This is a genomic window from Brevibacterium sp. SIMBA_078 (genome assembly GCF_046534565.1).
In the GTDB taxonomy this organism is placed as follows: Bacteria; Actinomycetota; Actinomycetes; order Actinomycetales; family Brevibacteriaceae; genus Brevibacterium.
This window is the reverse complement of the sequence record NZ_JAWRYQ010000001.1, coordinates 1,774,615-1,787,533: the sequence shown is the minus strand read 5'-3', so window position 1 is coordinate 1,787,533 and position 12,919 is coordinate 1,774,615. Positions and strand designations below refer to the sequence as shown.

12 protein-coding genes are annotated in these 12,919 nt (G+C 64.0%); 6 read left to right on the top strand and 6 right to left on the bottom strand.

The window, feature by feature from the left end; all coding sequences use genetic code 11:
• Positions 1 to 117: 117 nt before the first annotated feature.
• Positions 118 to 468 carry an ArsR/SmtB family transcription factor gene (locus tag SB749_RS07845; protein WP_410709842.1) on the top strand — a complete coding sequence of 117 codons (351 nt, stop codon included), beginning with the start codon at positions 118 to 120 and terminating at the stop codon, positions 466 to 468.
• A 43-nt stretch (positions 469 to 511) separates the two neighbouring features.
• Here SB749_RS07845 and SB749_RS07840 read toward each other — a convergent pair whose 3' ends face one another.
• Positions 512 to 2,752, bottom strand: a complete 2,241-nt coding sequence (locus SB749_RS07840) for a helix-turn-helix transcriptional regulator (RefSeq protein WP_410709841.1) — start codon at positions 2,750 to 2,752, stop codon at positions 512 to 514.
• 346 nt (positions 2,753 to 3,098) lie between these two features.
• Here SB749_RS07840 and SB749_RS07835 point away from each other — a divergent pair, with 346 nt between their 5' ends.
• On the top strand, positions 3,099 to 4,034 hold the full coding sequence (locus SB749_RS07835; protein WP_410709840.1) for an Ltp family lipoprotein: 936 nt from the start codon (positions 3,099 to 3,101) through the stop codon (positions 4,032 to 4,034).
• Positions 4,035 to 4,190: 156 nt separating this feature from the next.
• Here SB749_RS07835 and SB749_RS07830 read toward each other — a convergent pair whose 3' ends face one another.
• The 4 genes from SB749_RS07830 to SB749_RS07815 all read right to left on the bottom strand — a co-directional run bounded on the left by SB749_RS07830 (position 4,191) and on the right by SB749_RS07815 (position 7,804).
• Positions 4,191 to 4,892, bottom strand: coding sequence for a response regulator (locus tag SB749_RS07830; protein ID WP_410709839.1), 702 nt, complete (start codon positions 4,890 to 4,892; stop codon positions 4,191 to 4,193).
• The gene (locus SB749_RS07825; RefSeq protein ID WP_410709838.1) at positions 4,882 to 6,618 is read right to left on the bottom strand and encodes an ATP-binding protein; all 1,737 of its coding nucleotides are present in this window, start codon (positions 6,616 to 6,618) and stop codon (positions 4,882 to 4,884) included. Before SB749_RS07825 ends, SB749_RS07830 begins: the two co-directional genes overlap by 11 nt.
• The gene (locus SB749_RS07820; RefSeq protein ID WP_101546189.1) at positions 6,618 to 7,046 is read right to left on the bottom strand and encodes a hypothetical protein; all 429 of its coding nucleotides are present in this window, start codon (positions 7,044 to 7,046) and stop codon (positions 6,618 to 6,620) included. Before SB749_RS07820 ends, SB749_RS07825 begins: the two co-directional genes overlap by 1 nt.
• Before the next feature lie 101 nt (positions 7,047 to 7,147).
• Positions 7,148 to 7,804, bottom strand: coding sequence for a TetR/AcrR family transcriptional regulator (locus SB749_RS07815; protein WP_410709837.1), 657 nt, complete (start codon positions 7,802 to 7,804; stop codon positions 7,148 to 7,150).
• Positions 7,805 to 8,077: 273 nt separating this feature from the next.
• On the opposite strand from SB749_RS07815, the gene SB749_RS07810 reads away from it, so the two are divergent.
• From SB749_RS07810 to SB749_RS07795, 4 genes are all read left to right on the top strand, one after another.
• Positions 8,078 to 8,293: a CsbD family protein gene (locus SB749_RS07810; RefSeq protein WP_410709836.1), complete on the top strand. Its 216-nt coding sequence runs from the start codon at positions 8,078 to 8,080 to the stop codon at positions 8,291 to 8,293.
• Between the two features lie 122 nt (positions 8,294 to 8,415).
• On the top strand, positions 8,416 to 9,807 hold the full coding sequence (locus SB749_RS07805; RefSeq protein ID WP_410709835.1) for a trehalose-6-phosphate synthase: 1,392 nt from the start codon (positions 8,416 to 8,418) through the stop codon (positions 9,805 to 9,807).
• A gap of 38 nt (positions 9,808 to 9,845) precedes the next feature.
• On the top strand, positions 9,846 to 10,151 hold the full coding sequence (locus SB749_RS07800) for a hypothetical protein (RefSeq protein WP_101546193.1): 306 nt from the start codon (positions 9,846 to 9,848) through the stop codon (positions 10,149 to 10,151).
• Between the two features lie 200 nt (positions 10,152 to 10,351).
• On the top strand, positions 10,352 to 11,737 hold the full coding sequence (locus SB749_RS07795) for a cation:dicarboxylate symporter family transporter (protein WP_410709834.1): 1,386 nt from the start codon (positions 10,352 to 10,354) through the stop codon (positions 11,735 to 11,737).
• A 169-nt stretch (positions 11,738 to 11,906) separates the two neighbouring features.
• Here the strand turns inward: SB749_RS07795 and SB749_RS07790 are convergent, their stop codons facing one another.
• Positions 11,907 to 12,878 (bottom strand): alpha/beta fold hydrolase, encoded by a 972-nt coding sequence (locus SB749_RS07790; protein ID WP_410709833.1) that lies wholly within the window; start codon positions 12,876 to 12,878, stop codon positions 11,907 to 11,909.
• Positions 12,879 to 12,919 lie beyond the last annotated feature (41 nt).

Genomic DNA, 12,919 nt, shown 5'->3' with positions numbered 1-12,919 from the left:
CTCCCTTGAGGTCCGAGTCGGTTCTGCGCCGCGCTGACATGCCGGCGCATTGAAGTTCATCGATACGATGGGACCACAAGGCATCGACAAATGTCAATGTATGGGCATAATGGAGGAATGACCACACAGCCCGCGTTCTCTCCGACCGAGGCGGACGTCTGCTGCCCGTCGCTGACCGTCTCGCCGTTGAGTCTCGACGACGCCCAGGACTTCGCGCGCATCCTCAAAGCAGTGGCCGACCCGACCCGGTTGCGCCTGGTCTCCCTCATCGCCGGGCACGAGCAGCAGGAAGCGTGCGTCTGCGATCTCACCGAACCCGTCGGTCTCGGCCAGCCGACCGTCTCCCACCATCTGAAGATCCTCGTCGATGCCGGGGTCCTGCACCGTGAGAAGCGCGGCGTCTGGTCGTACTATTCGCTCGATGCCACCACGTTGAACCGCCTGTCGGAATTCCTCTCCCCCGGCTGAGGCGGCGCACGGGTAGGACTCTTTCGCCGAGGCGACTCACTCCCTACCGCTGCCGGTGGACGTGCGCCACGGCTTCGGCGCGACTGCGCACGCCGAGCTTGCGATAGAGCGCGGACAGCCGATTCTTCAGCGTCCCGGACACCACTCCGAACTCGCGGGCGATCTGCGCGATCGACTTCGACGAGTCGATCGCGAACAGCAGCGACTGCTCGGCCGGGGTGAGATCGGTCTGGAAGTCCGGGGCCACAGGCGAGGTATCCGGCAGCTCGAGCAGTCGCTTCTGCAGCACGACCGCCGTGATCTCCGCAGAATTGAATGACCGGGCCACGGCCTCCCACTCGGAGAAATCGGCCGATGCGGCAATGAGCGCCTCTCGAGCCGACTTCGACAGCTGCGCCGCAGCGAACACCGATGCCGTGATCGCACAGTAGTCGAGCATGTGCACGAAGGTCTCCAGCGCCTCATCCGCGTGCCCCTCATGGTGGAGGATGTCGGCGCGCAAGGCCATGGCACAGCTCTTGAGTCTGGGCCCCTGATCACTGCTGAGCGCCTGCCCGGTCGCCGTCCACAGCCGGTCATGCTGACCGAAGACGAGCGCCTGTCGAGCCTTGATGATCGAATCACCGGGGTTGGCCGAACTCATGCGATCGCTCATGTCCTGAAGCGTCTTCGTCTCCCCCGCCGCAGCGAGCACGAACCCGACGGCGTTGACGATTCCGGAGAATTGAGTGCTCGCATCGCCGGCCGCCGTCGGCAGGATCTGCACCGTCGGGCTCTCCGTCACGAGCTTCGCAGCAATCGACGCCCGCCCGCGGTACACGTAGTACAGCGCCTTGCCACAGTCCGGCATCGGCCCCAGAGACTGAGTGGACTTCACCTGATCCAGGGCACCGAGGATGTCCTCCGCCGCGTTGAGGTCGAGCCGGTCGAGGCTGCGCATCAGCTCAATGCTCAGCGCCGTCCGCTCGTCCTGCAGCGTTTCCATCCCGAAGCGGCGAGCGTTCTCTCGCGCCCGCTCAAGGCAGCGGTCCATGTCCGACCCGTGTCCGTGCCCCAGCCCGGCCAATGCGGTTTCGACCAGTCCTGCCAGCAGCGGATGCGGTGAGTTCGGTGTATAGATTCCCGCGAAGTGCACGACGCTCTGCAATACCGGTGTCGCCTCGGTGAATCGACCGGCTGCGACGAGGTTCCGCCCGCGTTCAAGATTGAGTTCGGCCTGCAGCATCAGCGTGGGCCCCGGTTCTCCGGCACCGAGGCTGAGCAAGCGTTTCCGTCCCACCTCGATGACGTTGAGCGCCGCCTCGTAATTCCGGTTCAATCGGTGACTGCGCGCCTCCAGTATGGTCAGCACGGCTACTTCGTCGCCGGAGAGGGGGAGGCTCGGATCGGTCAGCCGGCCGTGCAGCTCCGGCACCACGATGCTGTCGAAGTCGGTCGCCGACATGAGTTGCCAGGGGTCATCGGTTCCGAGCACGTGCCGGGTCGAATCGATGCGTCGAGCCGCGCTGCGGGCCAGGGTGAGGATCGGGTTCTTCGCGATCACCGCCTCGGGGACACTGAGAAAGGCTTCGATCGAAGTCGGCACATCTATGAAGACGTTCACCGACCGTTGTGCCCACCCACGCTCGAGGATCTTCCAGTCCCTGATCTCCAGGACGAGGTCGAGCAGCTCGGGCAGTCCTTCACGGCGGTCCGCGCGCTGGCGGCCGATCATGTCGGCGACGGCCATGCCGAGAGCTTCGCGTGGAGTCCTCTTCGCGAGGCCGTCGTCGACGGCGGTGATGCGTCGCATGAGTATGCGGATGAAGGTGGGAACGGTGAAGACCTCGTCGCCGGAGGCAACAGCGAGCAGTCCGGCCGAGGTCAGCAGCGGGGTGAGGTCATCGGGAGTGGCATCGCTCCTGACCTTCGCGGCGGCGAAGGCGGCGTGGACGAGGTCGACCATGTTCGAGGTGATCCTCGGCGTCCAGGAGAAGAGAGCGAGCAGATAGAGCGCGGCCGATTCGCGGGAGGCGTTCGCGAGCGTCGGATTCAATGATGGGGACAGCATAGCGACAGTCCGGTCAGGGTCGGTATCGCTCGCGAGCAGTCCCGCTTCGGCTCGCGCCTGAACGAGGGAGGCAGCGATGCGGGTACGACCGCCGCTGGCCCGGAAGATCCGCTCCAGCTCGGACTCGGAGAGTGTGTCGCGCACGTCGACCGCAGATGCGAAGTCCTTCGCCGAGGAGGCTCGCGGTCCGAATTGCGCGTCGAAGTCCGATGGCGGTCCATCAGAGTCCGACATACAGTTCAGGTTTTCGCCTCGCTTGATCTGTTGAGGTGACACGGATGGGGAACTTTCGGTTCGGCTCGACTCACGTCGAGGTGCGGCTGGGTCGGCCGCATGGAGATGAGGGGTGCGTTCACGAGTATGACAGAGAATCACGTGTCATCGACGACGCTGAACCTGACTCTTTCCTCGGAGCCCCGGAACCCGCACTGCACTCCTGAGTGAGGCTCCCCACACGGGGCCGGCAACTCCGACAAGCGGATTTGTTACCCAATCGAGACAACACCTGGTGTACTTAGTTGAAATTTTAACTTATAGTTGAAAGTGCAACTACCTCCTCTCTGAACATTCGGAAGTGATAATGACACAGCAGCCTCCAGTACCGGTCGACAACTCGAACCAGTGGACCCCAGCTCAGCCCTCATTCCAGCCTTCATTCGGCCAGTACCACCCCCTTGTCGGGCAGAAATCGTTCCTCGCTACGTGGCTGCTGTCGTGGCTGCTCGGCGGACTCGGCGTCGACCGTTTCTACCTCGGCAAGATCGGCACCGGCATCCTCAAACTCATCACCCTCGGCGGGTTCGGCATCTGGTACCTCGTCGACCTGATCATCACTCTTGCCGGCAAGCAGAAAGACAAGAAGGGTCTGCGCCTCCAGGGGTACGACCAGCATAAGAAGGTCGCTTGGATCGTCACCGGCATCTTCTTCGTTCTCGGCCTCATCATCAACGGAGTCAAAGCGGGAGCAATGTCGGATGCACCGAGCGACAACGCGCCGATCGTCTCCGAAGAGGAAGCTGCCGCCGAAGAAGCGCCTGCCCCCGAAGCTGTCACGGAACCCGCTGAAGCCGACCCCGCGGTCGAAGAGGAACCTGCCGAGGAACCGGCGGAAGAACCCTCCGCTGAGGAACCTGCTGAAGAAGCAGTCGAAGAAGAGCCCGTCGCCGAAGATCCCGCAGCGTCGGCAGAGGAAGAGACCGACTCGAGCGTTCCCGCCGAGTACAGCTCCGCACTGACCAAAGCCGAGTCCTATTCGGACATGATGCACATGAGCAAAAAGGGCCTCTACGATCAGCTGACGAGCGAATACGGCGAGCAGTTCTCCGCCGACGCTGCCCAGTACGCCATCGACAATGTCCAGGCCGACTGGAAGCAGAACGCTCTGGAGAAGGCACGGTCGTATCAGGACAACATGTCGATGTCGCCAGCCGCAATCCATGACCAGCTGACAAGCGAATATGGTGAACAGTTCACTCAGTCTGAGGCCGACTACGCGATCGAGAACCTCAACAACTGACGGACGTCAACACCTGATTGGGCAGATAGATCCATTGATCTGCCAACCTCGAAGGCGGGCGAACGAAGAGATTCCTTCGCCCGCCTTCGTACATCTGGTCTATGTGTCCGATTCGCTCGAACCCAGCGGCCCCAAACGCTGATTGAGTCCGTGCCTTCACACCCACCGATACTCGTACTCCGGCCGCCCCGGAGTCCCATGTCGAGGCTGTTTGATCGCCTGCTTCGTCGAGACGAGGTGCTCCAGGTACCGACGGACGGTGACCCGGGACAGATCAAGCCGACGCCCCACCTCGCTGGCGGAGACCGGAACCGGAGAGTCCCGGACGAACGCGGACACCGCGTCCAAGGTCTCGGCGATGAGGCCCTTCGGCAGGGTCGTCGACGATACCGACCGCAAGGCGGACAGCGCATTGTCCACCGAGGCCTGAGTCGCCAACGTCCCCGATCCGCTGAGTCCGCGCCGGAACTCCCGCTGGTTCTCCAACTTCTCCCGGAACGACGCGAAGGTGAAGGGCTTGATGAGGTACTGCGTGATACCCGACGAGATCGCCGATCGGATCACCTGCAGGTGCCGCACCGCGGTGATCGCGATGATGTCAACATCCTGACCGCGCGAGTTCAGGCGCCCGGCAACTTCGAGACCGTGAGAATCCGTGAGATTCATATCGAGTAAGACGATATCGACTGGCGTCCCGGCCGCGGCGAGTTCGTCGAAGCGTTCGATCGCCTCGTGCCCGCCCAGACACGTTCCGACGACCTCGAACCCAGGAATCCGGACAACGAAGTCCGCATGCGCCTGCGCCGTCATCGGATCGTCTTCGACGATGAGCACCCGCAGCGCGGCATCATCGCTCACGTGAGTCTCCTTCCGCCCGATCCTGTCTCGAATCCTCACCGTCAGTGGTGTGATTCTCCGAAGAATCGTAGTCGCCGGCCGTGTCGATGTCCCCCAGAGGAAGCGTCACCGTGAAGATCGCACCGCGATCGGAATCGACATCGATATGTCCGCCGAGGCGGCTCACCGCCTGCCGAACCAAAACGAGCCCGAAACCGTGCCGTCCCACTCCCCCGGTCTCGGGTTTCGCCGAGGCGCCGAGATGGAAGAGCGCATCGATGTCTTCTCCCGCAACTCCGGCACCGGAATCGGCGATGGTGATGATGAGCTCCCCGTCAGCGGCGACGAAGTCCGCCCACACGTGCTTCTCATCCGAGTCCGCGACCGCGTCGAAGGCATTGTCGAGGAGGTTTCCGGCGACGGTGACGAGGTCGCGAGCGTCGAGTCGTTCGGGAGGGAGTTCGCCGGTGGCGGTGACGGTGAGTTCGACTCCGCGCTCATTGGCCTGCGCGGCCTTCCCGATCATAAGAGCGGTGATGAATGGCTCGTCGAGGGAGGCGACGAAGGAATCCGTCAGCCGCTGCGATTCCTGCTCGTCCTTGACCGCGAAGTCGAGCGCCTCCTGCACCCGACCGAGTTCGATGAGCGTGGAGACCGTGTGCAGCCGGTTGGCATGCTCGTGAGTCTGGGCACGCAGGGCCTCGGACAGGGTCGTCATCGTCGCCAGCTCGCCGGTGAGTTCCTGGATGTCCGTGCGATCGCGCAGGGTCGCAACCGTTCCGCCTTCATCGCGCCCGCCGCGCGGCTGCCGAGCCTGTTTCTGACTGATGACGAGGACACGATCCTCGGTGAAGTGGATTTCGTCGACGGCGACCCGACCGGATGCCAGAAGGTCACGGACAGATTCGGGCAGGGCCACCTCGGCGAGGGAGATCGGCGTCGATTCCTCCACTGTGGGCAGGCCGAGCAGGGACGCGGCCTCGTCGTTGTAGAGGACGAGCCGCCCGGAATCGTCGGCGAGGATGAGGCCCTCGCGCAGGGAATGCAGGGCCGAATCGTAGAACGCGAACAGCCGACGGAGCTCCTCGGGACCGTAGCCGAGGGTGACTCGGCGCAGGTAGCGGGCGAGCAGCCAGGAGCCGAGTCCGCCGAGGGCGAGCGCGGCGAGGCCGACGAGGATGATCTGCGGCAGGGAGGCCGCCTGCGCCACGGACAGCGTTTCCAGGGTCACGCCGACGGCGACCATGGCGGTGACCTCGCCGGCGGCGTCCTTGATCGGCACGATCGCGCGCACCGACGGCCCGAGCGTGCCTACGTATTCCTCGGTCTCGGTCTGTCCGGCGCGGGCTTTCGCGGTGCTGCCGATGTATTTCTTGCCCAGCTGTTCGGGGTCGGGGTGGGTGTAGCGCGTGCCGTCGCGGTCCATGATCGTCACGAAGTCCACCTCGGCGAAATCGATGACGGTCAGCGCGTAGGGCTGCAGTCGGGCGGAGGGATCGTCCCCGGTCACAGACTCGGTGACATAGGGATCGTGGGCGAGCGTCTCGGCGATGGACAGGACCCGCTCTCCGGTGGCGTGCCGGATGTTGTTCAGCGTCGTCACGTAGCTCGTCACCGACAGGGCGGTGCAAACGAGGACGATGAGGACGAGCTGGACGAGGAACAGACGCCTCGCCAGGGTGGTTCCGCCTCGGCGAGCCCGGAATCGCTCCCGACCCCGCCATGGAGGGGCCGGGAGGGACGCCATTACTTCTTAACGCTCTTCTTTTTCTTCTTACTGCCGCCGGAGATGAGGAGAGCCAAGCCGATTGCGGCCAGCCAAGTGTCCTTGGCCACTGCGGTGCCGTCCTCGGACGGGCGGATGCCGTCGTCCTTGGTCATCGAATCGATGGAGAAGTAGTTCGCGACGAGGCCGGCGGCGAAGGTCGTCAGCGCGGCACCGGCGATGCGGGTAGGCACGAACGGCAGCAGCAGGGCGGAGCCGACGGCGATCTCACCGTAGGACAGGAACTTCCCGAACTGGGCGGGGGTCATGTTCTCGACCATCGGCACACCGTTGGCGGCCATCTGCTGGAGTCCGGCCGCGGATTCCTCGTCGAGACCGAGCTTGCCGATGCCCGAATTGAGGATGAATGCGCCGGGAACTGCGCGCAGAAGTGCGGTGCTGAGTTTCATATCCTGCTCCTTTGTAATCGGATCGTCACTGAGCCAAGACTATCCGTGAGGGCGCAGGCACGCCACAGCTCAAGGGCTCTCGGAGCCATCTGCCGAGATTCTCAGCCCTGCGTGGTGGTGCGGATCCGCTCGATGAGATCGTCGAGGGCGTCGTCGAACTCGCGCTGGGCGTGGTCTTCCATGAGCAGGCCCTGCAATCGGGCCACCGTGGGGTACTCGCTGAGGTCGTCGCCGGCGGAGGACTCTTCCTCATCTCCGAGGACCTCCGGGGTCAGGGAGGCCGCTTGGAGCAGAAGCGCGCCGACGAGGAAGCTCGTGAAGGCCTTGTATGCCGCCACCGCCTCGGCGTCGGCAAATCCGAAGCGCTGCAGCGAGGACAGGAAGTCCTCGACCCAGCGCACGCTTCGCAGCGGCGGACGGAGCCAGGGCGCCTGAGGTGGCTGGGTGGCGATGAGCGGGAAGATCCGCGGATGCTTGAGGGCCAGATTCCGCGTGGCATTGGCGACACGCTGCAGATACTCCTCCCACGAATGGGAGTCCTCTGTCATGAGATCGTCGTCGAAGAGGCCGTCGATGAGCTCGTCGACCATGGCCTCGAGGAGGTCCCCCCGCCCCGAAACATGCCGATACAGTGCCATCGCCTCTACGTCCAAGGCCGTTCCGAGGCGACGCATCGTGAGCTCGCTGAGACCGCAGGCGTCGACGAAGGCGATCGCCGACTCGACGACCTGTGCACGATCAAGTCGCTGCTGAACCACGCGCGCCTCCCTTTCCTCGTCGGAGATGTCGCAGACCGGGCGGATTTCACCGTCAGTCTACTCGCTTGATCCGACGCGTCGAGAGATCCTCTGATAACGCGATTACACTGTAAACTCCTCATGGATGACTAAGCTATCACCCTCCATCGACCACCCGACTCGCCGGATCTATTGCGCAGCGAAAACTCGGTCTGCTAGGTTGATTACACCGTAAACATGAATAGTGCTCGACAGAGCAGGACGTCCAGACCGATCCACACGAAAGGACGAATCATGAATTCCCACGACAAGGCCGACAAGACCTCAGACAAAGCAGAGGAGCTCAAGGGCAAGGCGAAGGCTGCTGCCGGCAAGGCCACCGATGACAAGAGCCTCGAGGCCGAGGGCAAGACCGACGCTGCCAAAGGCAAGATCAAGCAGGTCGGCGACGATGCCAAAGATTCGCTGAAGGGCGTCAGAGACTCGCTCAAGAACTCTCCGGAGAACTGAGGGACGCGGCTGGAGGGCGGAGGCACTGTCCGCCTCCGCCCTTCGGCCATGCTTTCAGATCCCATGTCCCAGAAGTCGATGTGCCGGCACGATCCGGCCCGGCGGCACGAGAAGAAGAGAAGATGATGGAAACTGACCGCCATGCTTTCGTCGTGGTGGCCAATCGCCTCCCCGTCGACCGCATCGACGGAACGTGGGAGGCCTCGCCCGGCGGGCTGGTCTCAGCCGTGGCTCCCGTGGTGCGTGAGCACGCCGGAGCCTGGGTCGGCTGGGCGAACACACATGACGACAGCCTCGAGCCCTTCGATTTCGACGGGATGAGCCTCGTCCCCGTCTCGCTCAGCCATGACGAACATCAGCAGTACTATGAGGGATTCTGCAACGCTACTCTATGGCCGCTGCACCACGACCTCATCGTCGCACCGCAGTACCACCGCTCATGGTGGCTGGCCTATCGGGAAGTCAACGCGCGATTCGCACAGGCCGCGGTCGAGGCCGCCGAGACTGGGGCGACAGTCTGGGTACACGATTACCACCTCCAGCTCGTACCGGCGATGATCCGCGCTCAACGACCGGACATCCGGATCGGATACTTCTGCCATATTCCGTTCCCTCCCGTCGAGCAGATGGCCCAGCTGCCCTGGCGTGACGAAATCCTCCGCGGCCTGCTCGGGGCCGATGTCATCGGTCTCCAGCGAGAGGCCGATGCCGCTAAGGCCCGCCAGGCTATGCAGAAGCTGCTGGGCATGGATCCCGAGGAACTTCGCGGCCGCGTCGGCTCGTACCCGATCTCGATCGACGTTGATGAGATCCGGGCCGCGGCCGAATCCCCCGCGGTACAGGAGATGGCCCGATGCTTTCGCCGTGACCTGGGCGATCCCGCCACCCTCATGATCGGGGTGGATCGCCTCGACTACTCGAAGGGAATCCTGCACCGGCTGTGGGCTTTCGAGGAGCTGATCGACGACGGACTGCTCGATGCGCAGGGAACCTGTCTCGCGCAGATCGCAGTCCCCTCTCGCGAAGGCGTGCGCGCCTACCAGGACCTGCGCGACGAGGTCGAACATACGGTCGGGCGCATCAATGGGAGGTTCTCCACTCTCGGCGGCGATGTCATCCACTACTCCCACCACTCACATTCGACAGAGGAAGCCGTCGCCCTGTACCTGGCCGCCGACATCCTGCTCGTCACCTCCCTGCGGGATGGGATGAACCTCGTGGCCAAGGAATTCGTCACTGCCCGCCGAGGCAGGGGCGGTGCACTCGTCCTCTCCGAATTCTCAGGAGCCGCCGAAGAACTCGACCAAGCCATCATCGTCAATCCCCATGATCGGGCCGGCCTGAAGGCGGCCATCCATCACGCGGCCACGCTCAGCGAAGACGAGGCCCGGAAGCGCATGGATGCGATGGCCGACACCGTCGCCGCTTTCGACGTCCGCCACTGGGCGCAAACTTTCCTCCATGACCTGCGAGACCCAGCATCTGCGGCGGCTCTGTCGCCCAGCGACTGGTGACACCGACCATTCTGACCGACCCACCCCAGGAGACCACTATGTACACGATGCTCAACAACCAGGAATCCTCGAAGTACGACCTCTACCTTCCCGGCAGACTCGTGGCCGCGCTCCATTACAAACTCGAGCCTGATGCCAATGAGGTCATGTTCATCTACTGCGAAGCTATCGAGCCTATGCAGGCGGATCAGCACCGCCGAGAGCTCATGCGGCGCGCCGTCGAAGACGCGAAGAGCCGACGCCTCAAGCTCACCATCACCTGCCCCATCGGCCTCAAGGCCCTCGAACAGCGGGCACCGCGTGCCGATGCCGATCACCAGCACGCGGAGGAGCCGCAGGCCTGACCCTCGCCGGCCCGTCCTCCCTGGCCATGCTCCTGCCTCGGCGCGTCTCACTCCTCCTGTGAACACTATGAACGCAACCGAGACACCCGTCACATCGGCTGGCACAGTTGTCGGGTACAGAACTACCGCGGCCAGCAGTCGCGCGCAATCACATCCACCGACGGGTGAGGTTGCGAACAGCATTTGGAGGAATCATGGCAATGTCGCCACAACAGAAGGGCGGCTCCTTCGACAAGGAGAGCACCGCCGCGGCGAACGCTCCTGAACCGGGAGCCCCGCAGCGGAAGAAGGATCGCACTCACTGGCTCTACATCATGGTCATCGTGGCCGTGTTCGCCGGTGCCGCCATCGGGCTAATCGCCCCCGAGGCGGGAATCGCACTCGAACCGCTGGGCAAGGCGTTCGTCGCGCTCATCAAGATGATCATCGCCCCGGTCATCTTCTGCACCATCGTGCTCGGCGTCGGCTCCGTGGCGAAGGCGGCCACCGTCGGCAAGGTCGGCGGACTGGCCCTCATCTACTTCCTGGTCATGGCGACCTTCGCCCTGGTCATCGGCCTCGTCGTCGGCAACTTCATCCACCCCGGCGACGGACTCCACCTCCAGCCGTACGAGGAAGCTGCCGGCGGTGAGGAAGGCGGCATGGTCGGCTTCCTCATGAGCCTCATCCCCGGTGACATCCCGGTGCTGCCGACCCTCGTGCTCGCACTCCTCGTCGGCTTCGCCCTGCAGTCGATGGGCAAGGCCGGCGAGCCCGTGCTCACCGGAATCAAGCACATCCAGGCGGTCGTCTTCAAGCTCATGATGATGATCATGTGGGCCGCTCCCGTCGGCGCCTTCGGTGCGATCGCCGCGGTCGTCGGCAAGACCGGCTGGGCCGCGATCGGTGCCATGGCGACCCTCATGGGCGCCTTCTACCTCACCTGCGCGCTGTTCATCGTCATCGTCCTCGGCGGTCTGCTCAAGATCGTCACCGGCCTGAACATCTTCCTGCTGCTGAAGTACCTGGCCCGTGAGTTCCTGCTCATCTTCTCCACCTCGTCGTCCGAGTCGGCCCTGCCGCGCCTCATCGCGAAGATGGAGCACGCCGGAGTCTCGAAGCCGGTCGTCGGCATCACCGTGCCCACCGGCTACTCGTTCAACCTCGACGGCACCGCCATCTACCTGACCATGGCCTCGCTGTTCGTGTCCTCGGCCATGGGCATGCCGATGTCGATCCCCGAGCAGATCTCGCTGCTCGTGTTCATGATCATCGCGTCGAAGGGCGCCGCCGGAGTCACCGGTGCGGGCTTGGCTACCCTGGCCGCGGGTCTGCAGTCGCACCGTCCCGAGCTGCTCGACGGCATGGGCGTCATCGTCGGCATCGACAAGTTCATGTCCGAGTGCCGTGCGCTGACGAACTTCACCGGCAATGCCGTGGCCACCCTGCTCATCGGCAAGTGGACGAACGAGATCGACCTCGACGTCGCCCGCGCCACCCTGTCGGGTGACAACCCGTTCGATGAGCTCTCGCTCGAACCGGATGCACACGGTGCCCCCGCCGAGGCGGCTCGCCCCGCTGAAAGCGAAAAGGTCACAGTGCACTGACCTTCGGTCGCTCCCCCTCCACCACCACCACGGGTGCCGATGTCCTCATCGTAAGGACGTCGGCACCCGTGGTGCTTCGTCTCCCCTCGCCGAGGCGGGGGCGCAGTATCGTCATGTCATCGGCTGACGCCCTGGCGGGTTCACAGCGGTCCTCCGGGCCGCCGGGAAACTAATTACATCTCAGGCGGTCCGCCGCGTGCTCCCGTGCCTGGTTGATGACCGTGGAAGCGATGTCGTTCGGGTGTGATTCGGGAAGCCAATGAGACGCGCCCTCGAGAGGGACAAAACGATAGGGCCCATCGACGTAGCGAGCGCTGAGCTCTGCAGTTGTGCGGGAGAATGCGATGTCCTCGCTGCCCCACACAAGACTGGTGGGCACCGTGACGGGAGTGCTCGGCGTCCGATCGCGGCCATCCATCGCCTGGTAGTACTTGAGCACGGACAGAAAAGCCCCCGGTTCACTGAATCGCGCAACATAGGAGGCTGCGAGATCTTCGGGGACGGCGCCGCCGTAGAGATCGACCAGCTTCTTTCCGACATCGCGCAGCAATGTTCGGGCCACTCCCTCCGGGTGGTCTTGGATCGACCGCATATAGCCCATGCGTTCATACTGATCGTCGTCCGTCTTCAGTTGTTTGCCCAGCGCTCGGGGGTGCGGCGTCGACACGACGGTGCAGGTGTGCAGACGCTGCGGGTGGTTCGCGACAAAGGGCCACGCGACCAGTCCGCCCCAATCATGACCGACGAGGTGGAAGCGTTCGAGTCCCGCCGCGCGGGAGACTTCGTCGAGGTCGGCGACCAGGCGCGCGATCGTATACTCCCCGACTGAATCCGGCCGTATTCCCGGCGAATATCCTCGTTGGTCATAGGCGAACACCCCCATCCCCTGTGCGAGGAGCAGGCCAGCAGTCCTCTCCCAGCAGGAGGCGTATTCAGGCCACCCGTGCAGAAGGATCGCCTCGCCGAGGTCGGGATCCGGGTGCGTCGGCGTTGCTCGGAAAGCGGTGAACTCCCCCTGGTCAGTGGTCACCGTCAGCGCCTCGGCGTCAGCAGTCGCCGGCAGCTCTGCCAAGCGTGCGGCCACCGAGGCGTTGTCGAACGGGGCACCGCTAAAGGGCTGGGACGTCGTCGATATTGTCATGGGTCAGTCTCCTCGTTGATCAAGGTGCATGGGTTCTCGGT

What these genes read in the sequence shown, in the direction of transcription:
- SB749_RS07800 (WP_101546193.1), top strand. Translation starts at nt 9,846, where the DNA reads ATGTACACGATGCTCAACAACCAGGAATCCTCGAAGTACGACCTCTAC.
- SB749_RS07805 (WP_410709835.1), top strand. Translation starts at nt 8,416, where the DNA reads ATGATGGAAACTGACCGCCATGCTTTCGTCGTGGTGGCCAATCGCCTC.
- SB749_RS07820 (WP_101546189.1), bottom strand. Translation starts at nt 7,046, where the DNA reads ATGAAACTCAGCACCGCACTTCTGCGCGCAGTTCCCGGCGCATTCATC.
- SB749_RS07795 (WP_410709834.1), top strand. Translation starts at nt 10,352, where the DNA reads ATGTCGCCACAACAGAAGGGCGGCTCCTTCGACAAGGAGAGCACCGCC.
- SB749_RS07835 (WP_410709840.1), top strand. Translation starts at nt 3,099, where the DNA reads ATGACACAGCAGCCTCCAGTACCGGTCGACAACTCGAACCAGTGGACC.
- SB749_RS07825 (WP_410709838.1), bottom strand. Translation starts at nt 6,618, where the DNA reads ATGGCGTCCCTCCCGGCCCCTCCATGGCGGGGTCGGGAGCGATTCCGG.
- SB749_RS07810 (WP_410709836.1), top strand. Translation starts at nt 8,078, where the DNA reads ATGAATTCCCACGACAAGGCCGACAAGACCTCAGACAAAGCAGAGGAG.
- SB749_RS07845 (WP_410709842.1), top strand. Translation starts at nt 118, where the DNA reads ATGACCACACAGCCCGCGTTCTCTCCGACCGAGGCGGACGTCTGCTGC.
- SB749_RS07840 (WP_410709841.1), bottom strand. Translation starts at nt 2,752, where the DNA reads ATGTCGGACTCTGATGGACCGCCATCGGACTTCGACGCGCAATTCGGA.
- SB749_RS07790 (WP_410709833.1), bottom strand. Translation starts at nt 12,878, where the DNA reads ATGACAATATCGACGACGTCCCAGCCCTTTAGCGGTGCCCCGTTCGAC.